The organism is Mesorhizobium sp. M1423 (assembly GCF_040317575.1).
Taxonomy (GTDB): domain Bacteria; phylum Pseudomonadota; class Alphaproteobacteria; order Rhizobiales; family Rhizobiaceae; genus Mesorhizobium.
The window spans coordinates 17,873-43,912 of the sequence record NZ_JAMYKU010000040.1 but is presented as its reverse complement, the minus strand read 5'-3'; the positions used below and the strand labels follow the sequence as shown (position 1 = coordinate 43,912).

Genomic DNA, 26,040 nt, shown 5'->3' with positions numbered 1-26,040 from the left:
GCGTCCGCAATCGCGATGGCGTTCCTCAGCTTCGCAACATCGATTCCTACAAGGCTTCCCTATAATCTGACACGGATCGTCCTCCGGTGATGAGGATCGGCTCGGTCCGCCCGAGCAATCCTCGGACGCGCAGTGTAGGGCGAGCCACCTCACCGACAGAGGCGGACATACGGTCTTACGAAGAAGGCGATCGAACCTCGGATTCGGCATGGTCGGTTCCAAGTCCGCCGGAAGATCGGTCTATAGCGCATTTCGTGAACACGTCAGGAGGCTTTGGATGCGGACGCTTCGGCGACGCAGTCAAAAGCACGCCCTCTCATGGGAACGAACGGACAGGCTGGCCAACGACTGGCTCCCGCAACTGCGTATCCTTCATCCTTGGCCCAATGTAAGCTTCGCCGTTAAACACCCAAGGTAGGAGCCGGATGCGTAATCCCGCTCGTCCGGATCTGTGCGGGGGGGGCGCTCAGCAATGAGCGTCCTACCGCGAACGATCGATGGGGTGAGTCCGCGGGGTTGACTGTTACGATCGCGTTGCGTTCAGCTCGCCGATTAGATCGTTCCGCCCCACCCTTCTGGTCCCATCTGGGAGGGCCAACAGAGCCGATCCCGGAGAGAAGCGCGATACTGCGAAAGGCATTAATCACAGCGGGTCGATAGCCAGAAAGTGCTTGACCTCACCACGCCGAATGGAGAAGACGACTCCATCAATCGCGATGACCTTCTCCAAACTCAAGACCCTTCGGCGCAAGCAGAAAGCCAAAACAAACGACGACTTATGGCTACTCGGTATATTCATTCATAGTTCTTCTCCCTGCTTCGTCTTTCCCTCCTCATCGGCCTTGGCCTTCGAGAACTTCACGGTCCAGCGCGCGTCCCGGTCCTTCTGGCGCAGCTTGGCTGGTTTCTTCTGCCACTCGTCCGGCACCTTTCCTGCCTGGATGTCAGGCTTTTCAAGCATCGGAACTGCGTTGCTTCGGCGCCGCCACGATCGTGGCATACACGATCTGGCCACCCATCGCCAGATAACCGGCCTTGGTGAGGTGCTTGTCAAAACGGGCGAACAGGTTGTTCACCGCCCGGGCCTACGTGAGGTGCTCCCTAAACAACCAGATCGTCTTGGCGTCGGGCACCTTGTCGCCGACTCCCAACCCGAGGAAACGCATGAAGGAAAGCCGGTTTCGGATCTGAAACTCGGTCTGATCGTCCGAGAGACTGTAGAGCGCCTGCAGAACCAGGACCTTGAACATCATCACGGCATCAAAGGGCGGCCGGCCGCCTTTGGCGCCATCGGAGCGCTTCAGCGCCTTGGCCAGCGGTGTCCGGAAAACCTCCCAAGGCACCACGCGTTTAGCTTCTCCAGTGGATCGCCGGCCGCGCTCAGCCGGACATAACGCTCGTCAATGTCCCAGAATCCAGCCTGGCCTCGCATCCAACGCCTCCGTGCAAATCACCAAGCGAAGTGAATCAAAATGCGGTCTCGATTGCCAGGTTTTTCGAGGTGTCCAAGTGTGCTCGTCGTCACCAAAGCGGCCAACGCTTGGGCCAAGATTGAGCGCCAGAAGTCTCGTCATACTGCATTGCTCGAGAACAATCGGCGCTCCAGCTTGGTTAGCCTTTCACCGCCGTTCGGACCAACCAAGACCGTCTCACTGATAGAAATGCCTCTACCCGAGGTATACATATGGAAGACCATGCCCTCCTCTAACACCCATTCGGAGTTGGGAAGGAAAATCCAAGTGACCTCGCTGCCTCGGCTTCTTTCTGGATAATAGCCCAGTGTATAACCGCTAAAATTTGTATAATGGTCGCGGAGTCTCGCATCGAGCGCGCCCTGCCTCATGATGCGATCGACATCTTTCGCAATCGCGCCAGGCTTCATGGCAGCGATCTGCTTGTCCTGCAATTCGATCATCTGCCTCGATGCGAGTTCCAGCGCTGGTGGAATGTCGCCGACCACAACGCAGCGCATCATACGCGCGCTATAGCCCTCGAAGCGAGGTATGAGTTCGACATGGAGCACATCGCCTTGCTTGAGAGGCGTATCGAGATCCTCCCCGTGCAGGAAGCCCATATCATCCACTCCTGGCCCGGCAATATTGATGACGCCAAGTGGACCAGCGTCCGCGCCGCGGCGGATATACCCGTCAACAGCCATGCGCGCAGCGTCTCGTCCCCGGACCCCCGGCTTCACGGCTTCCACGATCTCGTGCATCGTGGCATCGCTGATTGCGGCTGCCCTACGCAGCTTTTCAATTTCAGCCACCGACTTCACCTTACGCAACTTCCATGGCAAACCGTCAACATCCACGAACTCGACGCGGGGTAACTCGCGTTTCAGGGCCTCGAACGTCTGAACAGTAAGGGCATGGCTCCTCAGGTCGATGCCAATGCGAGCATGGTCAAAGCCGCGCTGGCGAATTTTGCGAGCGATCGCGATAGCCGGGTCTTCCCAATCGGAAAAGCCGGCCACATCTTCGATCCAACTGCTTTCCCGCATCGTAGGGACATCAAGCGACCAAAGAACAAAAAAGGGTTCGCCTTCGGTGGGGATAAGTCCGGCGGGGTAGAAGGTTTGCGGTGCCTCGTAGTTGAGGTAGTACGCACTGGCTTCAAAACCGTCGACGAACAACGCATCTAGTTTGCGAGTGCGAAGCTCAGCGCGAAGCCGCTCTACCCGGGATTGGAATTCACTGCGATTAAATTGCATTTTTATTTCCCCTTGGTGTGAGCATTTGATTTTGTACTAAGGTCGGACAATAGTATGGGACTTGACAAGGCGCTGCGGGAACCACCGCCATGGTACGGCGGTATTCTGTCCTTCGATACGCGGCGGCAGCTTCGATCCCGCATCCATCTCCAACGACGCTAACCTTGAAAAGCGCCAAAGCAGTGCTAGAGCTTGATTTGATCGAGCGGCCAAATAGGGCGGCGGACATGGCGGTACACTAATTCTGACAGGGAGTTGCGTCCCATCACCCCACCCCCGTCGACCAGGAGCACCTCGCGCGCGATCGGTTCGAACGCGGCACGGAAATGATGGTAAGACTTCAGCGCTACAGTCGCGCAATGAAGCGGATCAATGCCCAGGGAGGTGAGTTGCGCGAGATCAACCGCTTGTTCCAAGTGCGAGATAACAGCGACTTCGATGCCTCCTACTCGCACCATCAAGCTCGGCCCGAAGCTACGCCAAGCACCTCCGCCGAGAAACGACGGGCCGTAGCAGCGAAAATGGCCATCGGTGATGGAGACAATCTGCGCGTCGACCTTCAGCGGCCCGCCGCCCATCTCGGGCGCGTGCTTACCTCCAAGCATAATGCGCCCCTTGTTGCCGACCCCTATGGCGATGCCAGCCTGTACGGCCGCTGGATCGAAGATCGCATGGAAGGCCGCGTTCTGGAGGTCGGCCGCAATCATTGCGCGCAGCAGATTTGTCGCGTCGCCATAAGCTCCGCCGCCTGAATTGTCGCTAATATCCGCGAGTATCAGAGGTTTGTCGGCCCCCGCCTCACCGGCTTTGGCGCGTTCCATCGCCTCAGCGATGCTGACGTCAATGTCGCGAGCGGAGACAAACTCGCGTGTCTCCCAAGCGTAATCCATAAATTCCTCGGCGATTCGCTGCGCCTCGGTGGTGTCGCCATCTACAGTAACGGTGACGCTGGGCCCGACATCATGAATGTCGCTTAGGGAAAAACCGGCGCAGACGCTGACCACGAGCGCCTTGGCAGACTCTTCCAGCGCCTCGCCACGATCGATCAGCTCGCGCATGGGGCCTATTTGAGTGCGCCCCCCATCGAGACCTTCCAACATCGGACGCTTGGCGATGACTGTGCCGGGGCGAATCTTTCCGCGCAGGGCGCGGTCGAGCAACTCGGCCCCCTGCCAGGCCCGTTCATAATAATCGATATGAGGATAGGTACGCACGGCAATCAGCGCCGAGGCGTTCGTCGCCATCTTCTCCGTGACGTTGGCATGGAGGTCAAGCGTGGCGACGACCGGCGCGTCTGGCCCGAGCACGGCACGCAACCGGGAGAGGATCTCGCCTTCCGCGTCCTCGCAGTCCTCGGCGACCATTGCACCGTGCAGGTTGATGAGCGCACCATCGCAACCCTCAGCGCCCGCAAGGAACCATGCACAGAGCTGCTCGAACGCTTCTTTCGTCACCACTCCCCCCGGGGTGGCGCTAGCGGCGAGCGGATGAGAGAGCGTCCAGCCGAATTTTTCCGCTGCCTCGAACGCTGCGCCCAGCGCGGTTCGGGTGCCCTGTCGCGCTGGCGGAATCTCGTCGCCCAGCAGCAAGGAACTCGACCGGAAATGCTCAAGCGTGGTGGGCACCTTGCTGAAAGTGTTTGCCTCGTGTTCGATCTCGCCAGTGAGGATGCGATAGTTCATGGGAACGTCTCCGGATTGTAAAAGGGACGGGCACTGGGGCAGCTCGGGCTAGGACAACGGTGGATCATCGCAAGTACCGACGGTTGGGCAGAGCCCGATTCCGACAATCCGATGGCCGTTGCTCGCCGCCCCTCGCGAGATCCGCCAAGTGCGCCCGAGATATCAATGACATGCCGCACTACGCCGAGCGGCCGCGTACTCGAATCAACCCAACGCCGTTCTCGATGTCCAACCATTTTAGGTGGGAGACTAGCACCCGCATGTGGGGCGCCTGCATCAAAATGCGTCGACTGCAGAAATACCAGCCGCATAACGCGGCGTAGTTTGAAATGCATCCGCGGTCTCCAGCAGTTGCTTAGATCGCGCCTTCTCCGGCGATGTTGTCCGGCATGGGCCGGGTTTGTCCGTCTGCGAAAAATTTGAGACAGATTAGCGTTGCGAAGATTGGAGTTCTGGTCGGTCGTTGGGTTTGATTTAAGCCGCGTGCTGGCGATGTTGCGAGCGGCGGAGTTTGATTGGTCTCGCTTTTGGTCCTGAACTGATGCGGTGGATGCCCGCTTCGGCTGGCGTCGGTATGATGCCTGCTTGGCGCCATGGTGGCGCTTACGGAGGAAAGGCAGATATCCTTGCGACGACCTTGCGAAGCGGAGCTTCTAGGTCTGTGCGACAGATTGGGGTGGTGCGGTTCTATTCAATCGTGTTTTGTCCCGATCCAAGTTACAACAGCTTTGGAGCGACCAGCCCCCCTGCATCGTGGCAATTGAAGCTTGCGCTACGAGTCACTTCTGCTGTCCGTGATTTTCCTTGTCTCAGTCTGGGGGTGCACTCCAATCGCGTCCAGGTTTTTGATCGGAATGCCGTCCGGTAAATCGTCGGAATCTGGATGGTTATGTGAGGTCGCATCGGTCGTCGCGGCGAGCTCGAGCGACCTGACATAAGCCGGACTGAAGTAAGGCGCGGGTTGTTTGGCGCTGTTATGGAGATAGCAGGGCACGCTGTTGACGGCGACAGCGAGGGTAGCACGACCGAATTTTGGCCTGATCTGGCGACCTTCGCGAGCAGCTTGGCGGGCGATCGGTGGCGATTTTTGCGCTCTCAATGCACACCGTCGGTCTTTCGGTGTGGCCAAGGCCAAGCGGTGTCGCGCGCCGCCGCGGCGCTTGGTTTTGCGGGCATATCGGAGGGGTGCGGATTGTCGGAGTTCGTGATGTATCGCACCTGAAAGATGATGGCCGGGGCGGCGAAACAGGCGCAACGGTGATTCCTGTCCTGCGCATGGGACGCCGGCAGTCGGGGCATTCGTGGGATTGCCCGTGCTGGGATTTGCCAGGCTCGGATTCCCCGCCTGCTGGTGATGGCTGGTCGAGGATCTGTCTACAGAAACCGATCCGATCCCGTCGGTGGCTATTGGCGAGAAAGCCGAAGTGGCGCATGCGGTGGAAGCCAGGAAGCACGTGAAGAAGAAAGCGCCGGATGAACTCGTGCGGGTCAAGGCGCATGATCTTCTCGCGGTCGCGACCATTGCCACGGTAATCCTTCCATCGGAAAGCAATATGGCCGTCATCGACTTCGACGATGCCGCTGTTGGCGATGGCAACACGATGGGTATAGCGGCCGAGATAGGCGAGCACCTGATCCGGGCCGCCGAACGGTGGCTTCGAATAGACGACCCACTCGACGCGGCGAGCACGCGCGAGATAGGGGGTGAACGCCTCGTCGTCATTGAGAAGGCTGAGTTCGTTGGAGAAGCGCAGTTCACCGTGAGCGAAGGCGTCCGCAAGGGCCGTCAGAAACAGCCACCGAAACAGGCGCGACAGCACGCGGACTGGCAGAAAGAAGCCCGGGCAGCAAGCGACCCACCTTGACCTGTCGGGCGAGAGATCGCCGCCGGCCACGACGCAATGGACATGGGGATTCATGGCTTGGCCCCAGGGGTGAAGCACGGCGACGATGCCGATATCGGCACCCAACCGCTTGGGATCGGCGGCAACGGTCCGTAGCTTCTGGCGGCGATCCGCATCAGCAATGCATAGACGACCGCCTTGTCGTGGAAGGCGATCTCGACGATGCCAGGTGGTAGCGTGAAGACCAACATGAAAGTACGGGACCGGCAACAGATCGGCGACGCGTGCATCGACCCACTCCTTGCGGGCCGCGCCTTAGCACTTCGGGCAATGGCGATTGCGGCAGGAATTATAGGAGATGAGGGTCCTGCCGCAATCGTCGCAGGCATCGGCGTGACCGCCGAGCCTGGGTGTCCGGCAAGCTTCGATCGCGCCCATGACGCGTCGCTCGGCCAAGATGACCCGCGTTCTCACGCCTGTAGGAGCTCCCATGTCGTTGAAAAATGGCGGCGACTTCGAAGGTGGGGCGCAACCGATTACGATTCCGGCGGCGTCACATCCAGTCGTAATCGATCGAGCGGACTGGCCGTCGACCGCATCGTGTCGGTGGAGACCTGCGTATAGCGCGCTGTTGTCGAGCGGTGGGCGTGGCCGAGCAGGACCTGGATGATGGGGATATCGGTCCCGTTCTCGAGCAGGTGAGTGGCAAAGGAATGCCGCAGCGTATGGACGGTGACGTGCTTGGAAAGACCCGCCGCCGTAATCGCCGAACGGCAGGCGGAATGCAGCACCCACGGCTCGATCGGCTTGTCAGGATCGCGCCCAGGAAACAGAATGTCCTTGGGCCTCGCCAAGCGCCAATAGCTGCGCAGGATACCAAGCGGTTCCGTAAGGGATGCGCAGAGGCACCTTTCCCGAAATCGTCCGGTGATGTGTTTATGGTAGGTCGGTCGTTGGTCCTGGCGGCGTCGCCGTTCACTCCAGATCGCCATAACGGGTGACGTAGTGGAGTTCGCGGAGGGCGGGGATGACGAGGGGCGATGTCTTTGTACGCCTCGTGCTCGATAAAGTGCGCTGTCTCGTGCCCCCGCCTGGGCTTGCTGAGGACGGGCGCCCCTTTTTTTGTCGACCCAGTAGATCAGGATCGGCAGCAGCAGGCCGTGGTTGGGATTGTCGAGGTCGAGTAGCCGTTTCCAGCTTTTGATGTTGAGACTCATGGCCGCGTAGAATCCCCGGCACCACGGCCGGGGGTCGATGCCGCCGCTGGGCTTGGTTGCGAATCGGGGCGCATAATCCTGCGGTCTGTCGAAGGAGCGTCTCGTTGATCCGGTTGTGGATCCTGGCGACGCTGGCGAACACGGCGTGATCGGTTGCAGACCCCGCGCCGCCGGTGGCAAAAGCGATCCGGGCGATGCCTTCATGTTGCGCACCGACGGACATCGCATCCGGCCTCTTGTGCCGGTCTCCGATGATATCCGGGCGTTGCGCCCTGGTCCGCGGCCGCGACGACCTGGTGGCCCAGCGTGTCGCATTGGCCAACCAGCTCCGCAATCTGCTCGAAGGCTTCTGGCCAGGGGCAGTCGCCATTTTCGCCGCCATCGACAGCCCGATCGCGCTCGCCTTCATCGGCCGCTATCCCACCCCCGACAGCGCCAGCCGCCTGGGCGAGAAACGCCTGGCCTGCTTCATAGCGCAACACGCCTACTGTGGGCGCCTTTCGCCTGCCGACCTGCTGGCCCGACTGCGAGCCGCGCCGACAGGGCTGGCCGGTGACGCCGAGGCCGACGCCAAAGGCGAACTGGCCTGCGCATTAGCCGCCATTCTCGAACGCCTCGTCTGCGAGATCGCCAAGCTGTCCTCGCACATCGAGAACGCCGTCGCGACGGCAAGATCGACATGTCGTTCCGCGCGCAGGCCGCATTTGCGCCGCCCAGATCCTCGCTGAACTCGGCGAGTGCGCGAGCGCTTCCAAACGGAGGACCAACTTGCCGCCGAGGCCGGCGTCTGTCCCGTGACCCACGCCTCAGGCAAAAGCCGAGGCGTTGTGTTCCGATGGGCCTGCAACAAGAACCTGAGATTGGCGCTCACCTGTTTTGCCGACAACTCCCGTCACGGCTCCGCCTGGGGCGCGGCCGTCTATCGCAAAGCCCGTGACCGTGGCTGCAAGCACCCGCACGCTGTTCGAATTCTCGCCCGAGCTTGGCTTCGAGTGCTCTGGAGGGCCTGGCGCAACAAGGCACTCTACGACCCTCAACAGCATCGCGCGGCCGTCAAAATCACGGCCTGAAAAATTAAGGCTGGACACAGGGTGTCTCATGCCGTCAAGGGAGCGGCATCTCTTCGCGGCACCCCCAGCTCCATAGCATCAGCTCGTCCCAGCGCGAGGCTGGCCAGTCGTTCTGGATGGGCTCGGTGACATCGGCCAGTAGGCTTCGGCATCGACGCCGCAGAGCTTACAGGTCTCGATGATGCTGAGCACGACCGCTGACCGCTCCGCCGCGGCCAAGTTGCCCGAGAAAAGCCAATTGCGCCTGCCAACAGTAAATCCACGAATTGCCCGCTCTGCGATCAGGTTCTCGGGCTCGAGCTGGCCATCGTAGAGGAAGCGGTTGAACGCGCGCCATCGCTTGGTGCCATAGCCGAAGGCCTTCGCGATATCGGCATGGCGCGACAAACCGTTGCCCTGGCGCATGAGCTGTCGTCGCAACGCGCGGACCAGTGGTCGGGACCGCCTTCGTCGTGCGGCCAATCGCTCGGCGGGCGGGAGCCCCGTATCGTTTCCTCGATCCGGTAGATCGCCTGAATACCAGCCATGGCCGTCGTGCTGAGCTCGGTCGGCTGGCTGTCGTGAACGTCGAATGTCTTGCGACGCAGATGGGCCAGGCAGGCAGCTTCTCGAATGGCACCGCCCTTGTAGATCTGGTTATAGCCGCTGAAACCGCCGGCCTGGAGCGTGCCGGCAAATCCGGCGAGCTCAGTTATCACGCTCTCGCCAGCGCGGCCCATGGTGGCGCGATACCAGGCGATTGGCGGCTCCTGCGAACCCGAGTTGCGGTCGTCGGCGACGTAAACCCAGATCGCGCCCTTGAGTGTCTTGCCGGTGCTGGGCGCGAGGATCGGAAGCCGCGTGTCGTCGGTCTGGATCTTGGTGCGGGCACGGCCGATCTCACGGATGCGGCTGTAGATCGGATCGAGCAAAGCGGCGCCGTAGCCGGCGCTGCGCGCAAGGTGGATCGCTCGATATCGACGCCCTTGGCGGCCATCATCTGTGCCTGACGGTAGAAGGGCAGATGATAACCCACTTCGCCATCATGATGTGGGCGAGCGCGGCATAGCTGAGCTTGCCGCGCGCAATGGCCTTAGCTGGTGCGGGCGCCTGGATGAGTCCGGCAGCTGTACTTGGGTCGAATGGTCTCCATCACCTGCGAGGCCTAGGCGACCAGATCGAGCATCTCCTCGCTATCTTCGCCCATGGCGCGCAGATCGCCGCCGCAGCCCGGACAGCATGAGCAAGACGGCTCGCGAACGACCCGCCGCGCGGCAGGTTGGGGTTGAGGTTGCGCACCGGCAACAACCGCACCTTGTCGGTGTCAGCGACGATGGGCAGCTCGATATCGGGCACGCTTGCGGCGAAATCGGTCTCAATATCTTCGAGTTCGAGCCGCATCTGGTCCAGCTTCTCGGACGAACGGCCGAAGGCCTTGCGGTTGAAGCGATCGATCCGCAGCTGCAGGCGCTGGATGCGAAGTGCGGCCTCGGCGCGCTCGCTTCGCAGCTGCTCATCGCGTTCGGCGATGGTAATGCAGCAGGTGCTCGCGCTCGACCCGCACACTGGCGCGATCTTCTGCTTCCGTGGACACAAGGGTCATATCATCAAGATTCTGGCGCATGACGACCAGGGGTTCTGCCTGTTCACCAAGCGGCTGACCGATGGTTGTTTTGCCTGGCCAACTACCAGGGATCAGGTCGCCGTGTCGCTCACCAAGGCGCAGCTTTCGCTGCTTTTGGACGGGATCGATCGGCGCCGACCGAGCAAGATTTATCGACGCGTTTGGCTGGCTAATTTTGACGTTTCCTATTGATTTGTGTGGATTCTTCTTCCGCAACGAGGGTCACCTGGTCAACTCCGCCAGAACTATGCGCAGTGCTGTCGGATCGACGATCCCGTCGATCCGCAATCGCGTGCCGCTCGGAAAGGCCACGACGATCCTGCCGGCCGGGTTCGGGCAATCGGCGACGGGGCGTTCGACATCCGGCAGATCGCTCACATGGATGCGCGCGAAGGTCGCCATCGCCTGATCGGCATCAAGCTCGCCGCCGGCCATCTGCTTGCGCCAGGCATAAAGCTGTGACGGAGCTACGCCGAACGCTTTCACCGACGACCGCGCCGCACTCGCCAGGTCGACCAAGGCGCGCTTCTCAATGCAACTTCACAGCCTTCGTTGCCGCACGCGCCCGGGCACCGTTGAAAGATCTTCGGCCGCCGCGGCGCCGCTTAACTCGGCGACCAGATCGCCCCTTGCATGTTCCAATATCATGGCCCGAAAACTCCATGTTCATCGGCCTATTGCAAGGTGCCTTGGCGCATTGCTTACACAGTTGATGGATGAGGCGACGCAATTAAGCACATGCTGCGGCTTTACGATCCCGATCCATCACAGCGGCGGTCTGTTTGCAGCACTCACCTTCGCCTCCGATGAAAGGCGGCCACTGTTCTTCCGAGTGATCGAAAGATATGAACGCGCGCTCGAACTCATGGCGATCTTCTTCCATCTCCACGCCCGTCGGAAGCTGGCCGACTGCCGGGTCGTGGATGGCGTTGCGCTATCCCGAAGGGAAATCGAAGGTCTGAAGTGGTGGCTCGCGGCAAAACAGCGAGGGAGATCAGTTAGGTCCGCATGCGCAAAGGCCCAGGATTCGAAGAGATCCAAATGCGCTGCCATGCGAAGCCGACTGACCAGTGTCGTCATTGCTCAGCATCAAGACACATGAAGAGAAGGGTCATTCGTCTAACTGGCTCTGTCATTTGGCAATCCCCACAGATACTGCGGCCTTAGCCACTTTATGTCGTTCCTTGTCCGAGACAGTCATCGTGCAGATCGCAACAAGTTTTTTATTGGCAAAAGTTTCATTTTAAGCTGTAATAAAAAGATTGCATTAGTGCTTTTCACGTCGGCAGTGGAGATAAATCTCACTATAATTCCAACAGGACCGCTCGACTTTGCCGCAAGGTAACATTCATGGTGGTTTTGCGTTGCTAAGAGTCGATAAATTTCTTTGGCGAATTTTTTAAATCGTTCGCGTGCGAACCGGAGAGATTCTGATTAGGCAGCGTGACTGGCTGACAGCTTGGTCCAGGAGGATCGGATTTGCGTTGGCTTATGGGAGCGAACGGCCGACGATCGATGTTATGTCGCATATCCGACATCATCGGCCATCGACATCGCGGACCGTTGCATGACACGCGAATTCCGCTCCCTGAGGGGGGCCCTGTCCGCCACTGGGAAACGCCGGCAACCGACCTGCTGTCGGATTGTCGAGCCCCCACACAGCGGTGTTCGGCCTGGTCTGCCGCTACGCTCTCCTTAAGCAGATTGAATAACATGCAGAAGTTTTTGGGATTTCTGCGCAGTTGGCACAACTTTTGAAGCTAGCTCTCCAGGGCGGCAAGGGCCTGCTGGCCATGTTCATGTCGTGGGTGAGATCGCAATCGATGAAGCGAAAGAATGCTGACACATCAGGTCCGCGTCAGATACCCGGAGCCGGCGACGCGGTTTTCCTGCTCGCTATTTTTAGGGGCCCAACCATCACAGCCCGGCCGCCAATGCGAAAAGAAAGATGATGCCAAACGCTACCGGCGACATGAGCAGGCGTTATCTGCTCGCTCTGATCGGGGCTGCTGCCGGCAGCGCCGCTATGTACCAAGCCATGACCAGTCTCGGCTTTGCCCAAGGGTCGCCCTATCGCGGGCCGATCCGCCTCGACGGCGACGCTAAGGGCGCTTCGGTGCTTATTCTCGGCGCAGGCGTGGCTGGCATGGTCGCCGCATTGGAACTTCGCCAGGCCGGCTATCGGGTGCAGGTGCTGGAATATCGCGAGAAAGCAGGCGGGCGTTGCTGGACGCTACGCGGCGGCGACAGATACACCGAAATGGGCGGCTTCGTGCAGGAAGTCGGGTTTGATTATGGGCTCTATCTCAACCCCGGCCCGTGGCGCATTCCTCACCACCATTACGCGGTTCTGGACTACTGCCGACGCCTTGGGGTCAAGTTGGAGCCGTTCATTCAGGTTAACCACAACGCCTTCCTGCACGCACGAAATTCTTTTGGCGGCAAGCCGCTGCGCTATCGTCATATTGCATCCGATTATAACGGGCAGATAGCAGAGCTTCTCGCCAAGTGCCTCAACCAGGGTGCTCTCGACCAGCAGGTCGTGAGGGAGGACAAGGAGATCCTACTCGAGGCGCTGAGGACAGTCGGCGTGCTGGATAAAAACTTCCGTTTTGTCACACGCGAGCATGTAGGCGAGGATGGCGGCTACCCACGCGATCTCGGCGGAGGGCCTTCGGGTACCCCGGACCCATCGAAGCCGATCGCACTCGACCAACTTCTCAGATCGGGCCTTTGGCGCGCGCTCGCCATCGGCGACCTTTACGACTTGCGGATGCCCATGTTCCAGCCAGTAGGCGGTATGGACATGATCGCATATGCCTTCCAGCGCGAACTCGGTGACGTTGTCCGGTACCGCGCCAAGGTCACGGCAATACACCAGGATGACGAGAGCGTTGCGGTTACGTTCGAGGATGCCGATGGCAAAGGCCAGTCAGAAACGGCGACCGCCGAATGGTGCCTCTGCACGATTCCCTTCTCCATACTCAGCCAAGTGGAGCACAATTTCTCGGCGCAGATGACCGCTGCGATCGACGCCGTCCCTTACGCGGCCTCAGTGAAAATCGGCCTGCAGTTCAAACGAAGGTTCTGGGAAGAGGACGAGGCAATATTCGGCGGCATCACTTATACTGACCTGCCCATCTCGCTCATCGGCTATCCCTCCGCGAACTTCAACGCGCCCGGAAAGGGCGTGCTGCTCGGCGGTTACGTTTGGGAAACCTACGCTTACGAGTTTACGTCTCTGAGCCCGGAGGAACGCGTCAGAAAGGCAGTCGAATTCGGCTCCCTTATTCATCCGCAATACAACGAGGAGTTCGAAACTGGGGTCGGAGTCGGCTGGCATCGCGTGCCGTGGGCGCTCGGCTGCTACGGGCTTTGGACGGAAGAGACACGGAACCAGCATTACAAAGCTGCTACTGCGATCGATGGTCGCACGCTCATGGCTGGCGAGCACGTCTCCTGCATCCCGTCATGGCAGGAAGGTGCGATACTGTCCTCGCTGGACGCTATCTCACGCCTTCACCAGCGCGTCGTCACCCGCTGAACACTAGTGCACTCGAGGCCCAAGCAGAAGGTTTTGAGATGAGATACTTTAGCGCAGCACCGGCGATCTTCTTCCTGGTCGGCTTTTTGGTTTGCTCGGGCGAACTCGCACAAGTACAGAATTCCTCGGCTCAGCAGTTTGCAGACCCTGAGCGCTTCGCCCAGCGCGACGGCGCGGGCATTTATGTAGCAGTCTGTCAAGGCTGCCATATGTCTTGGCGAAAAGGCGCAGTCGGGGCAGGCCAATATCCCGCTTTGACCAAGAACGAGAATTTGGAGACGAGGGAATACCCCATCTATGTTCTCATTCACGGTCACCAGGCAATGCCCCCGCTCGGTTCCTACTTGGATGACGACCAGATCGCAGCGGTGGTGAACTACATCCGCTCCAATGGGGGCAATTCCTATTCCGATGCTGTGACCGCTGAAGATGTTGCGTTAGTGCGACAACGGCGCGCTGGGCAGAAGAAGATCATGCCGTAGCAGCATGGTATGAGCACAGCTTAGACTAGAAGGTTGAAGATTGCTCTGGCGCAGATCGTGACCAACACTTCTTGGAAGTGCCACTTGCCTGCCGAGTTGACCAGCCCTGGGCGGGTCGGACACAAGTTTAAACGTCACGCCGAATGCCGCGATCGTTGGTGTGGGTAGATGATGAAGCTCTCCTGTACCTTTGCGCCAGTCATCGTTCTGGTTGCACTCGACGGCGCGAAGCCAATCCGGCAAAAAATCGCACTGCGATTCATCCAGCCCTTCGCCCGGCACACTGCGATCTTCCGGACTTCGCGGTGGAACTAAGCCTCTTCTCCATCGTGACAAAAGAGCTGCGCCCTTCATGAGGTTGGAGGCCAAATATGCGCTTCCGACTAGCTTCGTCGGGCCGAGCTTGGCTGCAGTCGGATTGTTCCGACGCAGTTGTCGATCTCGATTTCCGTGCCGAATGGTTTAGAAAGTTCCTGAATTCTCCTGAGGATTGCCTGTCCTTGCTGCGAGGGCGCCAGGCGTGGCACGCCGCGGTTGGCAAATCGGGCGGTCCGTCGGAGCTCAATTGGATAGAGCCGTATCTCGGCTAGCTGGTTTTCTTCGAAACAGCTCACGCTGACGACGCTTTCGTAGAACTCTGCGTCGCGAAGAGAAATAAATCCCTCTGCTGACGGATATCCCACCGCCATTTCGTGAGCGCTTACCTCAGCATCAGTGTCAATCCGAGGATCCTTTCCGTGTGCATCGAACATGTCGGCACCGACTGGGGACCTTAAGTCCTGATTGAAGAAATTACCCAAGGCATAAAAAATTGGTCGCTTCTTGTAGATTTCGATACCCCTGACGTGATGGGGCCCATGATTAATATATACATCCGCTCCAGCGTCGATCAGTTTGCGCGCAAAGGCTTGTTCGAAGTCAGCCGGTTCTCGGCTGAACTCGCCCGGCTCATGCCCGTGGTTCGTAGCTATGCAGAAGTCGCTGAACTGCTTACCCTGGCGCACGTTGCGAAGAATATTTTCGACGTCCCGCGCATTTGGTTCAAAGCTGTAACCAGGCTTTTCCCCTGCTTTGAATACTACCTCTCCAAATGGCCATTGAATGGCCACACGCGAAGTCTCTTTGGGAGGGGGAGCATACCAGGGAAGCGCCTTTCGCACACGCCTTAGGTCCTCGAGCATTTCTGACGAGACGACAATACTTTTCGCCAAACGAAGGGGATTAAGGCCTGGTCTACCCGGAGCCTCGCCCGCAGGATCGCAAGCACGAGCCATAGGCTCGAACGTAGCCGCAAAGGAGACTAGCGCCACTCTACCACGGGGGGTTTCATGGAACCGGGCGGCACCGGCCTGAGCCAGATTGTCGCCAGCACCTGCATGGACAATCCCGCTCTTATTTAGCGCGCGGCTTGTTTCGCGCATGCCTTCTACACCCCAGTCGAGTGTATGGTTATTCGCCCGGCTGACCATATTGAAGCCCATTTCGCGCAGATCAGGTCCCACTTCCGGAACACTGATCAAATAAGCTCCGCCATACTCGGCTTGAGGGCATCCCTTGGACTCAACCTCTAAGATGTTCGTCTCCAGGTTTCCAAAAACAACGTCTTTGCCATCGAAAATCTTTAAGACTTCTTCCAAACCCGGGTAATAGCCCTTTTTTACAGGGCGCCCGTAAAGAAGATCTCCGACCGCTGCCATTGTGAATCCATCAGCAACACTTGTCGCAATCGAACCAAGCTCGTCAAAGCGATCGTCTTGATCAATCGGATGGGTGTCGTTATGGGGTCGGTCTTCTTCCATGTGATTTTCCATTTTGGGAGTACAGTCTTCTTTATCCAAAGATCGAGCTGTGTGATTCTACAACCGGTGCAAGTTGATCCCCAACAGATACATTCGACGGCCCCAAGAGACCGGCAGCCGGAGCGCGCACGTGACAGGCCACGACGCGCCCATCGCCTATCGGCACAAGAGGCGGCACGTCGAGGCGGCAACGCTCGATGGCAAGCGGGCAGCGCGGATGAAACGCGCAACCCGTCGGCGGATTGATCGGACTCGGCACCTCGCCCTCGACGGGCGCCTCCAGCCGCACTCGCGTTGGATCCGGCACAGGTGCCGCCGCGATCAGCGCCTCCGTGTAGGGATGGACCGGTCTCGCGAAGAGCGCCTCGCAGGGCGCAAGCTCCACGATCCGCCCCAGATACATGACCGCAACGCGATGGCCGATATGCTCCACGACCCCAAGGTCATGCGAGATGAAGATGAAGGCGATGCCCATCTGCTGCTGGAGGTCCAGAAGCAGATTCAAGATCTGGGCCTGCACGGAGACGTCAAGGGCTGACACCGCTTCGTCAGCGATGATGAGAGAGGGGTTGAGCGCCAGCGCCCGCGCAATGCCGAGCCGCTGGCGCTGACCGCCCGACAATTCGGACGGGAGCCTGTGCATCATCTCGGGCGACATGCCGACCTTTTGCAGAAGCTCCCCGGCAAGCGCCTTGCGCTGCCTGCGGCTGAGGCGCTCGAAGTTCTCTACGGGCTCAGTAACGATCTTTTCGGCGGTCAGGCGCGGGTTCAGCGAAGAGTATGGGTCCTGGAAGACCATTTGCATGCGCCGGCGCCAGGCACGAAGCGAGCCCTTCTTGAGACCGGCGATGTCGGTGCCTTCGATCAGAACGCGTCCGCTGGTCGGTTCCGCAAGCCGCATTAGAAGCCGTGCAACGGTTGACTTGCCGCAGCCGGATTCGCCGACAATGCAGAGTGTCTCGCCAGCGTTGACGGAGAAGGATACATCCTCCACGGCCCGCACCACCGGAATGTTTTTGTTCAGGATGCCTGCACTGAGCGGAAAATGCTTGGTCAGATTCTCGACTGTAAGCAACGGAGTGTTCATGCGCCCATCACCTCTTCGGCGCGCCAGCAGGCGGCAGCATGTCCGGGCACAACATCTCGCAGCAGGGGCGTCTTCTCGCGACAGATATCTATCGCGAACGGGCAGCGCGGCGCGAAGCTGCACCCGACAATAGGCTCGCGAAGACTTGGCACGATACCCGGGATTTCGGGAAGGCGTAGTTGGCGGCCGCGCCGCCGGTCAGGCACCGATCGCATGAGGCCCTGGGTGTAGGGATGCGCGGGACGCGCAAAAAGATCTATCACGTTGGCTTGTTCTACGATCCGGCCAGCGTACATGACGATCACGCGTTGGCATGTCTCGGCCACAACGCCAAGATCATGCGTGATGAACATCACAGCCGTTCCCATGCGCTCTTTCAGATCAACGATGAGCCGCAAGATCTGTGCCTGGATCGTGACGTCAAGCGCAGTGGTTGGCTCGTCGGCGATCAGCAGTTCCGGCGAGCAGGCAAGGGCCATGGCGATCATGGCGCGCTGGCGCATGCCGCCCGACATCTCGTGGGGATAGTTGTTGACGCGACGCTCGGAGTCCGCGATGCGGACGAGACGGAGCATCTCTTGGGCTTTTGCCATTGCATCAGACTTGGAGGTCTCTGTGTGGATCTGCACGGCCTCGGCAATCTGGCGACCGACAGTGTAAACCGGGTTCAGGCTCGTCATCGGATCTTGAAAGATCATGGCGATCTTGTGCCCGCGGATATGTCGCATCTCCCGATCCGACAGGTCAAGCAGGTCGCGTCCGCGAAAGTGGACCGCGCCGCCGACCGTCTTGGCGTTCAACTTTGGCAGCAGGCGAAGGACGGAGAGAGCGGTGACGCTCTTCCCGCAGCCCGATTCACCGACGACGCCAAGCGTCTCGCCTTTCATGACCTGGAAGCTGACGCCGCTCAAGGCGCGGGTGACGCTTTCTTCGCCGTAAAAGTGCGTCTCAAGGTCTCGAACGTCGAGAAGCACGTCGTTCCCTGGAGTTTGATGCATCTGCATGTTAGCGCCTCCGCTTGGCGCGGGGGTCAAACAGGTCGCGCAAACCGTCCCCGAGCAGGTTGACGGCAAGGACCGTGACCGCAAGGCAGATACCGGGAGCGAAGATCGTCATGGGCGCGATGGCGAGATACAGGCGCGAGCTGGCGATCATGTTGCCCCAGCTGGGGATCTCAGGCGGCACGCCCACACCGAGGAAGCTCAGCCCTGCTTCTGTCAGGATCGCACTGGCGCAGACAGTAGCGACCTGGACCATCAGCGCAGGAATGGTACTCGGCAAGATATGTCGCCACAGCACTTTGGGCAGGCGCGCACCGCCGCAGAGCGCGGCCTCCACGTAAGGACGCTCGCGAACACCCAGAACCACCGAACGAACCAGCCGAGCGACGGCTGGCGTCTCTGGGATCGCGATGGCGACGATGAGGATGCCGATTCCGGGTCCTGTCAGAGAAATAAGGGCAATGGCGAGCAGAATCGTCGGGATCGACATCAGGCCGTCCATCACCCGCATGACGACGTTGTCGAAGCTGCGGCTGTAGCCGGCGATGACACCGATCAGAGCCCCGGCAAGAGCCGCGCATGCCGCCGACAGCAATCCGACCATCAGGGATATTCGGGCACCGAAAATTGTTCGGGCAAACACGTCCCGGCCCAGATTGTCTCTCCCGAACCACATCTCGGCGGAAGGAGGCTGGAGGCGCTTGAATGGATCCATGTTCACAGGATCGCGCGCGTAAAGCGGGGCGGCGAGCGCCAGAATGATCAGGAGCGCCAACAGGCCGCCGCCGACCAGGACCAGCGGGTGCCGCCTCGCCAGACGGGGAACATCGGATAACTGTAGCCGACTTATCGGCACAGCTTCAACTGGTGCAGAGAGGAGGGTCATATCAGTACCGGATGCGGGGATCGATCAGCGTGTAGGCCAGATCGACCGTGAGGTTGATAAAGACGTACAGACCCGAAGTCAGGATGAGCACACTCTGAATGATGGGATAGTCGCGGTTGTTGATCGCATCCACGACCAGACGACCGATACCGGGTATGTTAAACACCGTTTCCGTGAGGACGACTCCGCCGATCAGATAGGCGAAGCTTATGCCTATGACGGTCAGGATGGGGACGCCGGCATTCTTCAAGGCATGGTGGAAAAGCATGGCATATGACGAAGCGCCCTTGGCAGCGGCGGTTCGCATATAGTCTTCGGCCAAGACCTCGAGCATGCTTGCACGCGTGACCCGAGCGATGAATGCGATGAAGCCGAGACCCAGAGCCACGGTGGGCAGGATCAGGCGCACAAACCAAGCCCCCAGGCCCTGGTTAATCGGGACGTATCCCTGCACCGGCAGCCAGTGCATCCTGATAGCGAAGAAGTATATGAGAAAATAGCCGATGACAAAGACCGGGACGGAATAGCCAAGTGCCGAAAATGCCGCGAGGAGGCGGTCGACGAGACCGCCAGTTCGCCACGCGGCAAGGATGCCGAAGGAGACCCCGACCGTCACCGAAAGGATCATCGTCAGGATCGACAGGGAAAGGGTCGGCTCAAGCCGCTGCGAGATGAGATCGAGAACCGGTCGTCCGGCAAAGATCGAGGTGCCGAAATCGCCGCTGAACATGTCCCGCACCCAACGAATGAACTGAACCGGCATAGGATCGTTCAGGCCCAGCTGTTCGCGGATACCGGCAATCATCTCCGCCGTGGCCGACTTGCCGGCGATGATCGCCGCCGGGTCGCCGGGCGCCAGCCTGAGAAGCAGGAAGACGAACATCCCGACCATCGCCATGACTGCGATGGCCGACACCATCCTGCGTAGGATGTAGGTCGTCATTATGATGCCTTCTGCATGTTCCACATCGGCCTGATATTCGGAATCCCAATGAGACCCGAGAGCGCCTTCCGGTGCAAGATTGGCGAGGCCTGCTGACCCAGCCTCACGTCGCCGACAAAGTCCCACCATACTCGTTGCATCTTGCGGGCCAGCGCCTTGCGCTCTTCGAGCGTTTCGACATCTGCCCATTTGGCTCGAAGGGTCTCAAATTCGTCGTTCTTCGGCCAGCCGAACCAGGCCTTATCGCCATTTGCGAGGAGGAACGATGTGGTGAGCGGATTACCGAGGGAATAATCCGCCTCGTCCGTGACGAAGATGCTCCACCCTCCGTCTTCAACAGGCCCTTTGTTCGCGCGGCGAGCAACAATACCGCCCCAGTCACTCGGGGCAAGCTCGGCATTGACCCCAATCTTCCGCAATGTGTTTGCCAGGAGCTGCGAAATATTGTTGTATTCCGATACGTTCGTGGCTTGGAGAACGACGACCTTCTCGCCGGCGTATCCGGCTTCGTTGAAGAGTTCCTTGGCTTTTTCCGGGTTGCCACCCTTTTTGAACCATCCCGTATTTTCGTCATTTGACACCGGCGTCTCGTTGCCAAATATCGAGGTGACAGTGTGGCTATATTTCGGGTCGGGGGAGACGACACGCAAAAATGCCTCCTGATCGATGAGGTGAAGCATCGCCTGGCGCGCCTTGATGTTGTTGAACGGCTTTTGTAGGTGATTTACGCGCAGGATGTAGTCGCTACCCGCCTTGTCCAGAATCGTGAGTTTTAGGTTCGGATCACTTTCAATTTCAGAAAGAAGATCCATCGGCGGCGATTGGAGGTAATCAATCTCACCCGCTTGCATGGCTGCGAATGCAGTCTGCTGATCGGCGATATTATTCCAAATGACGCGGTCAACATTGACGATCTTCCCACCCGCCAGTCCGTTAGACGGCTCCTTCCGAGGTAGGTATTTTTCGTTGCGGTCGTAGGTGAAGCTCGCGCCCGGCCTGGCGAGAGCATGGTTAAACCTAAATGGCCCCGATCCGATATTCGCGGTCACCTGTTCAGTTGCAGGAAGGTTCGCGTCCTTCTCGCGCATCATGAACAAGCACGGCGTTGCAAGGTCCGCGAGGATATTGATCAAAAGCCCTAACGGCTGCTTAAGCGAAATCGTGAACGTTTTGTCGTCCTTCTTCGAGATATCCGTAGTTCGCGCCATAATCAGCTGGCCGCCGGGAGTCACCTGGGCCCAGCGACGGACCGAGGCGACGCAGTCCGCTGCGGTGACGGGCGCGCCGTCGTGCCAGCCTAAGCCTTCTCGAAGCTCGAACGTATAGGTCTTCTTGTCGTCGGAAACGCCCCATTTGCCGATCATTTGCGGCTGCGGCATGAACTTGGAGTCGAGGGCGAAGAGCGTGTCGTAAACCGCCGCCCCATGGTCGGCAGTTATGTTAGCGGTCGTAAGGGTCGGATCGAAGACGCTGAGATCACCGTTTTTCACCATGCGGACCGTCCGCGCCTCGGTCGTCTGCGCCCGCAGGACCGATGGAATTGATAAAGCTGTTCCGGCGGCCACGCCGAACTTAATGAGGTCGCGTCGAGAGATTGTCATCTTCCAGTTCCCCTCTGAGACATTCGCTAATCCACGCTTATTGGGTGTCGCCGGCGCCACAGGCAAATGAAGACACATGACTGGACGGCGACATTTTCGACCGTAGCCCTTGGGGAAGGAACCTTTCGCTCAAAACGGTTCGACTTCTGAAATACGAGCTGCAGAAGACGGCGTGGTTTGAAACGCATCGACCCGCACCTGGTTCGCTTCAACCACATCGAAATGCACGGCCTAATCGATCGGCACCTCGGCAATCAGTCTGGCACGCGCATCCAACGACGAATGTCGGCCGCGATCAACAGCAAAAAACCAAACTTTTCCTGACCGATGGGCCGACGCGACATCGTATCCAAAACGCATTGTGTTTGATTGAAAGAATCCAAGATCAATACGCCAGTCCAGAGACCCGCGCACAGGTCTCCTAGAGAACGGCGGCTTCGTTCTTCAACTCAGCCTCTCCACCTTTGGCATCAGCATCATGTGCTTGAGCAGCTCCAGGAAAGATGAGACATAGCGGCAGAACGGAGCGGCGTGCTGAGGACCAAGCGGGGGGCCGGTTTCCAACCTACCGTAAATGGTGAATACTCGATGGCGCCGCAACACAACTAGTGGCCGCGCTGTAATCTCATTTGCACTTTTTCATCCAAAGGAGTATCGTAGGTCATCAGAATATAGCCTAATATCGAATAGAAGCCGACGGTCGCGACGAGGTCGAATACGGCTTGTCTCCCTATAAGGCGGAAAGTTCGGCTTCGAGATCTGAAGGCAAGTGTGATCCATCGAAAAGTGCATCGACAGCTCTGGCGACGAGCCCATCTTCGCCATTGGGCGAGTCCCACATAGCTCGAATTCGGACATCCGAAATGCCAAGGGAACGAGCGCGGCTTACGTGGTGGACCCATTCATATGCCGAACCTATTCGTTTCGCAGCCCGAAGGATAACGAGCTCCGACCGAACAGGGCCAAGCGCACTGTTGTTAACGATGTGTTGGCGCAGCGGAGCCCAAGCTTTCAGCAGGGCCGGGTGATGAGCCATCGTGCGATAGACATTCAGTGCACCGGCAAAGCCACTTTTCATCTCGTCGAGTTCTGCCGGCCACTGTTCGTCGGCCAGGGGCGGACAAGGAGATGTTGCCATCGGGAAAGCCTCACCACGCTGATTAGTCAACTTGCGACGGCTGCATTTATTGCGGAAGCCAGCCGACCAACCAATAGATCTACTTGCTCGGGTTGAATGATGAACGGCGGCGCCAGAAGCAAGTGGTCACCATATATCCCATCGATCGTGCCACCCATTGGATAGCACATCAGGCCACGCTCCATCGCCTCCCTTTTAATCTTCGTGTGGATCTTGCGGGATGGATCGAACGGCTGCTTCGTGTCCTTATCCGTTACAATTTCCACACCGCGAAATAGACCGCGACCACGGATGTCGCCGACGTAGGGAGAATCACGGAGCGCCGCATCAAGTCCGGCCTGAAGGCGTTCGCCCATCGCGATAACGTTTACCATAATTTCCGGACGCTTCAAGATTTCAACCACCTTGCTGGCTGCCGCTGCAGCAATGGGATGACCAATATAGGTATGTCCATGTTGGAAAAGACCAGAGCCCTCCGAAAACCCACGGTAGATTTTCTCAGACAGCATCACTGCGCCAATCGGCTGGAACCCCCCGCCCAAACCCTTCGCAATAGTCACTAGGTCGGGAACTATCTCTTCCTGCTCCAGAGCGAAAATCGTTCCGGTGCGACCCAATCCACACATCACTTCGTCGAGGATCAGCAAGATGCCGTACTTGTCACAGACCTGCCGGATCCGCTTGAAGTAGTCCGCCACAGGCCCCACCGCACCGAGCGTCGCACCTACCACCGGTTCGGCTACGAAAGCCATGACCTTGTCGATACCCAACTCAATGATTTTCGCCTCAAGCTCGGCGGCGAGTCGATCGGCGTAGGCTTCCGGTGTTTCGCCCGCCTGCATGTCTCGATATGCATAGCAGGGGGAGACATGATGAGTTTCCGGTAGAATCGGCTGAAACTGCGCGCGACGCCAGGCATTCCCACCAGTCGCCAGCGCACCAATTGTATTACCGTGATAGCTCTGTCGGCGTGCAATGATATGTCGTCGCTGGGGTTGGCCAATTTCGACGAAGTACTGACGCGCCATTTTGAGAGCGGCCTCGACAGCTTCGGAACCGCCTGAAACGAGATAGACATAGTCCAGCCCCTTCGGCGCTAACTCAACCAATTGCTCAGCAAGCTGTTCAGCCACATCAGTTGTGAAGAACGACGTATGAGCATAGCTGATGCGACCCATCTGCGCCTTCATCGCTTCAAGGACTTCTGGATGATTGTGGCCAAGGCAACTTACCGCGGCGCCGCCCGACCCATCTATGTAGCTTCGTCCACTATTATCCGTAATGTAGATTCCCTCTCCTGCTACGGCTCGCGGAAGATTTGTACCGATCATCCGATGGAGGATTTTGGTCATTGAGGTCTCAGGGTGTTTGGCCCACGTCACGGCCCCTTGGCTTTTTGACTAGGTGGAAGGCGCCAGTGACAGTGGCACCACGGCGCACGTGCCATCCCACGCAGGATCGGCAGCTCCGTATGGACGACCGTCCGCATCATGTCCGACCGCTTGAACGACACCCAGGTGATCGCCTCCGCCGCCGATCACGCTCAAGCCAGGCCAGCGCCCGCGGAGCAAAGCGATAACCTCGGGTCCTACTTCCTCATGAGCGCATACTGCACTTTCCGCCACATTCACCCTCGGCATTCGAAGCGCCTCAGATAAGCTGGCGCCGCGATCGACCACGTTTATGATCGCCTGAACCACTGCGCCTGGAATAAGTTCGCTGCCTGCAGCACCGACGGAGAGGATCACACGTTCCCCCCGAGTGACGATTACCGGCGACATCTCTGTTACGTCACGGGCGTTTGGTACTGGATCACTGGCCATCCGATAGCTTTTTGCAGGAAGAAGCCCGAACGCCGGATCCGTTGCGCGGAGCCCGAAATGAGGACCTATTGACATGGTCAGCGCCACCGTCGTTCCCTGCGCATCGAGAGTTGAAAGGTGGGTGGTATCTTTCTGCTCCGTCGCCTTCACAGTCGAGGCTACTGCCTGAGCCACGCGGAGCGAATTCCCGTTTATGCACTCTGTAATCTCTACTGCGCGAGCAGCAATGAAGTCTGAGTTAATTAGGGTTTCGAACGCGAGCCCACCTGGCTTGGGTTCAAGCGAACCAAGGCGCTGAGGTCGGTCTGCGAAGCAGGCTTCAATGACCGTGACCAATCGGCAGGCCTCCGCAGCCGTCAAGTTATCAGAAAATCTAGGCAAGCGATCAAGGATGGACAGCATTTCAACAAGAGTGTGGCCCCAGCCTTGGCGTCCAATCGTAGTAACCTGACAGTCGCGAAAACTGGAATGGAGAATCTCGCCAGCAAGAGCTGCGTTTGCCGAAAGGTCTTCCGCGGACCAATATCCGCCCCCGGCACGAACCCCTTCTGCTAAATCTCGAGCGGTCTCTCCGCCAGTGATTGCTGCAGCGCCATTTTCCCCGAAAGCTCGGAGCAACATTGCAAGACCGCCATGACGGAAACGAGCCGGTGGTTGCGTATCATCCAGATATGGCCCGGCACCGCCTTTCGCCAGTGCGTCGGCATTCTGAGCCCAAGCAGCGGCAAGGTGACGTGGCGGAATAAAACCCTCGTCGGCCAGCCGCGCCGCTGGTGCTGTTACTACAGCAAGTGGCAGCCGGCCATGCTCTGCGTGCAATTTCTCAAGCGCCTGCGGTAAGCACGGAATCGCAGCGAAGGCCAATGGCCCAGAGCCGAGGCTTTCGGGAAGACAGGAAGGAATTGCGCTCGCTCCATCAATGGCGGCAAAACGCCCTCCCTGCGTCCGCAGCACAATTTGACACCTTCCCAATAGACTAGCATTCGCAGGGTCGGCAACACACATCGCCAATGCAGCCGCAACTGCAGCGTCCGCAGCTGTGCCGCCCTGCCTCAGCATCTCGGCCCCAGCCTCTGTCGCGGCGGGTGCGCCAGTCGCGACGGCTCCGCCACAGACAGCTTTTTCAATGCTCAACATTTAGACTCCGCAGATCGAGGTAATGCCCCGGCCGTACCGCCATGTGGATCACAATTAGGATTATTTCCGTTGTAGAAGATATAGTCATGAGTAGGCAGCATTTATGTCAAAGTCCCTGGGCTAACGAAGCGTTTGCACCACAATTCGGTAGGAACTGAAATCGAACTCCGATGTTATGTTTTCATGTAGTGTAGACTCATAAGCGTGCAGCCACGCCGCAACGACGCGACATTGCGGATGTTGGAGTTTGTCATAGCGAGTGGCGACCCGGCGGAAATGCTTTAGCTGGGAGAAAAGCGCTCAATCGGGTTGCGCTCGCCGCAGTTTCTGATGCACGGCTTCTATTTGCGGTTGCTCTTGGATCTTTGGCATGGCGCCTTTCTCCTGGATTAACTCCCGGATGCTTCCGCCATCATAGGCCTTGTCGGCCAACACAATCGTGCGTGGGCCGAGGTGACCGGGTTGGCGTCAAC

At 58.9% G+C, this 26,040-nt stretch carries 23 protein-coding genes and 2 pseudogenes; 7 read left to right on the top strand and 18 right to left on the bottom strand.

Annotated features, from left to right (window positions below; translation table 11 throughout):
* Positions 1-826 precede the first annotated feature (826 nt).
* The 6 genes and pseudogenes from NKG95_RS31560 to NKG95_RS31540 form a co-directional block, all read right to left on the bottom strand.
* Positions 827-1,432: pseudogene (locus NKG95_RS31560) on the bottom strand (transposase); the annotation flags it as partial.
* Between the two features lie 138 nt (positions 1,433-1,570).
* Complete coding sequence (locus tag NKG95_RS31555) at positions 1,571-2,710, bottom strand: M24 family metallopeptidase (protein WP_353043469.1); 1,140 nt, start codon at positions 2,708-2,710, stop codon at positions 1,571-1,573.
* Positions 2,711-2,895: 185 nt separating this feature from the next.
* On the bottom strand, positions 2,896-4,392 hold the full coding sequence (locus NKG95_RS31550) for a M81 family metallopeptidase (protein ID WP_353043468.1): 1,497 nt from the start codon (positions 4,390-4,392) through the stop codon (positions 2,896-2,898).
* A 974-nt stretch (positions 4,393-5,366) separates the two neighbouring features.
* Complete coding sequence (locus NKG95_RS34385) at positions 5,367-6,506, bottom strand: IS91 family transposase (RefSeq protein WP_502914005.1); 1,140 nt, start codon at positions 6,504-6,506, stop codon at positions 5,367-5,369.
* 45 nt (positions 6,507-6,551) lie between these two features.
* Positions 6,552-6,674 (bottom strand): transposase zinc-binding domain-containing protein, encoded by a 123-nt coding sequence (locus tag NKG95_RS34380; RefSeq protein WP_502914006.1) that lies wholly within the window; start codon positions 6,672-6,674, stop codon positions 6,552-6,554.
* Between the two features lie 98 nt (positions 6,675-6,772).
* Positions 6,773-7,453, bottom strand: coding sequence for a tyrosine-type recombinase/integrase (locus NKG95_RS31540; RefSeq protein WP_353043467.1), 681 nt, complete (start codon positions 7,451-7,453; stop codon positions 6,773-6,775).
* A 173-nt stretch (positions 7,454-7,626) separates the two neighbouring features.
* Here NKG95_RS31540 and NKG95_RS31535 point away from each other — a divergent pair, with 173 nt between their 5' ends.
* Together NKG95_RS31535 and NKG95_RS31530 are read left to right on the top strand one after the other, a co-directional pair.
* On the top strand, positions 7,627-8,181 hold the full coding sequence (locus NKG95_RS31535) for a hypothetical protein (RefSeq protein WP_353043466.1): 555 nt from the start codon (positions 7,627-7,629) through the stop codon (positions 8,179-8,181).
* 9 nt (positions 8,182-8,190) lie between these two features.
* Positions 8,191-8,523 (top strand): transposase, encoded by a 333-nt coding sequence (locus tag NKG95_RS31530; protein ID WP_353043465.1) that lies wholly within the window; start codon positions 8,191-8,193, stop codon positions 8,521-8,523.
* Positions 8,524-8,601: 78 nt separating this feature from the next.
* Here NKG95_RS31530 and tnpC read toward each other — a convergent pair.
* Both tnpC and NKG95_RS31520 read right to left on the bottom strand, forming a co-directional pair.
* A pseudogene (gene tnpC / locus NKG95_RS31525) lies at positions 8,602-9,434 on the bottom strand (IS66 family transposase).
* Positions 9,435-9,654: 220 nt separating this feature from the next.
* On the bottom strand, positions 9,655-10,068 hold the full coding sequence (locus NKG95_RS31520) for an IS66 family transposase (RefSeq protein ID WP_353043463.1): 414 nt from the start codon (positions 10,066-10,068) through the stop codon (positions 9,655-9,657).
* On the opposite strand from NKG95_RS31520, the gene tnpB reads away from it, so the two are divergent.
* Positions 10,037-10,318, top strand: a complete 282-nt coding sequence (gene tnpB, locus NKG95_RS31515; protein WP_353043461.1) for an IS66 family insertion sequence element accessory protein TnpB — start codon at positions 10,037-10,039, stop codon at positions 10,316-10,318. The two genes, NKG95_RS31520 and tnpB, sit on opposite strands and share 32 nt — an antisense overlap.
* 30 nt (positions 10,319-10,348) lie before the next feature.
* On the opposite strand, the gene NKG95_RS31510 is transcribed toward tnpB, so the two are convergent.
* Positions 10,349-10,645, bottom strand: a complete 297-nt coding sequence (locus NKG95_RS31510) for an IS66 family insertion sequence element accessory protein TnpB (protein ID WP_353043460.1) — start codon at positions 10,643-10,645, stop codon at positions 10,349-10,351.
* Positions 10,646-10,658: 13 nt separating this feature from the next.
* On the opposite strand from NKG95_RS31510, the gene NKG95_RS31505 reads away from it, so the two are divergent.
* The 3 genes from NKG95_RS31505 to NKG95_RS31495 all read left to right on the top strand — a co-directional run bounded on the left by NKG95_RS31505 (position 10,659) and on the right by NKG95_RS31495 (position 14,152).
* Positions 10,659-11,228 carry an autoinducer binding domain-containing protein gene (locus tag NKG95_RS31505; RefSeq protein WP_353043459.1) on the top strand — a complete coding sequence of 190 codons (570 nt, stop codon included), beginning with the start codon at positions 10,659-10,661 and terminating at the stop codon, positions 11,226-11,228.
* Positions 11,229-12,164: 936 nt separating this feature from the next.
* Positions 12,165-13,670 carry a flavin monoamine oxidase family protein gene (locus tag NKG95_RS31500; RefSeq protein WP_353043457.1) on the top strand — a complete coding sequence of 502 codons (1,506 nt, stop codon included), beginning with the start codon at positions 12,165-12,167 and terminating at the stop codon, positions 13,668-13,670.
* A gap of 38 nt (positions 13,671-13,708) precedes the next feature.
* Positions 13,709-14,152, top strand: a complete 444-nt coding sequence (locus NKG95_RS31495; RefSeq protein ID WP_353043456.1) for a c-type cytochrome — start codon at positions 13,709-13,711, stop codon at positions 14,150-14,152.
* 383 nt (positions 14,153-14,535) lie between these two features.
* Here the strand turns inward: NKG95_RS31495 and NKG95_RS31490 are convergent, their stop codons facing one another.
* Genes NKG95_RS31490 through NKG95_RS31465 form a run of 6 tightly spaced genes read right to left on the bottom strand, consistent with a single transcriptional unit; the run spans position 14,536 to position 21,469 of the window.
* Positions 14,536-15,951 carry a CapA family protein gene (locus NKG95_RS31490; protein ID WP_353043455.1) on the bottom strand — a complete coding sequence of 472 codons (1,416 nt, stop codon included), beginning with the start codon at positions 15,949-15,951 and terminating at the stop codon, positions 14,536-14,538.
* A gap of 31 nt (positions 15,952-15,982) precedes the next feature.
* Positions 15,983-17,038 carry an ABC transporter ATP-binding protein gene (locus NKG95_RS31485; protein WP_353043454.1) on the bottom strand — a complete coding sequence of 352 codons (1,056 nt, stop codon included), beginning with the start codon at positions 17,036-17,038 and terminating at the stop codon, positions 15,983-15,985.
* Positions 17,035-18,042, bottom strand: a complete 1,008-nt coding sequence (locus NKG95_RS31480) for an ABC transporter ATP-binding protein (protein ID WP_353043453.1) — start codon at positions 18,040-18,042, stop codon at positions 17,035-17,037. Before NKG95_RS31480 ends, NKG95_RS31485 begins: the two co-directional genes overlap by 4 nt.
* A 1-nt stretch (position 18,043) precedes the next feature.
* Complete coding sequence (locus tag NKG95_RS31475; protein WP_353043452.1) at positions 18,044-18,925, bottom strand: ABC transporter permease; 882 nt, start codon at positions 18,923-18,925, stop codon at positions 18,044-18,046.
* A 1-nt stretch (position 18,926) separates the two neighbouring features.
* Positions 18,927-19,868 (bottom strand): ABC transporter permease, encoded by a 942-nt coding sequence (locus NKG95_RS31470; RefSeq protein WP_353043451.1) that lies wholly within the window; start codon positions 19,866-19,868, stop codon positions 18,927-18,929.
* Positions 19,868-21,469 (bottom strand): ABC transporter substrate-binding protein, encoded by a 1,602-nt coding sequence (locus NKG95_RS31465; RefSeq protein WP_353043450.1) that lies wholly within the window; start codon positions 21,467-21,469, stop codon positions 19,868-19,870. The genes NKG95_RS31470 and NKG95_RS31465 overlap by 1 nt, the downstream gene beginning before the upstream one ends.
* Before the next feature lie 177 nt (positions 21,470-21,646).
* Here NKG95_RS31465 and NKG95_RS31460 point away from each other — a divergent pair, with 177 nt between their 5' ends.
* On the top strand, positions 21,647-21,793 hold the full coding sequence (locus tag NKG95_RS31460) for a hypothetical protein (RefSeq protein WP_353043449.1): 147 nt from the start codon (positions 21,647-21,649) through the stop codon (positions 21,791-21,793).
* Between the two features lie 406 nt (positions 21,794-22,199).
* Here the strand turns inward: NKG95_RS31460 and NKG95_RS31455 are convergent, their stop codons facing one another.
* The 3 genes from NKG95_RS31455 to NKG95_RS31445 form a co-directional block, all read right to left on the bottom strand.
* The gene (locus NKG95_RS31455) at positions 22,200-22,505 is read right to left on the bottom strand and encodes a carboxymuconolactone decarboxylase family protein (protein WP_353043474.1); all 306 of its coding nucleotides are present in this window, start codon (positions 22,503-22,505) and stop codon (positions 22,200-22,202) included.
* Positions 22,506-22,633: 128 nt separating this feature from the next.
* Positions 22,634-23,959 carry an aspartate aminotransferase family protein gene (locus NKG95_RS31450; protein WP_353043448.1) on the bottom strand — a complete coding sequence of 442 codons (1,326 nt, stop codon included), beginning with the start codon at positions 23,957-23,959 and terminating at the stop codon, positions 22,634-22,636.
* Positions 23,960-24,007: 48 nt separating this feature from the next.
* Positions 24,008-25,567 carry a gamma-glutamyltransferase gene (locus tag NKG95_RS31445; RefSeq protein ID WP_353043447.1) on the bottom strand — a complete coding sequence of 520 codons (1,560 nt, stop codon included), beginning with the start codon at positions 25,565-25,567 and terminating at the stop codon, positions 24,008-24,010.
* Positions 25,568-26,040: the final 473 nt, after the last annotated feature.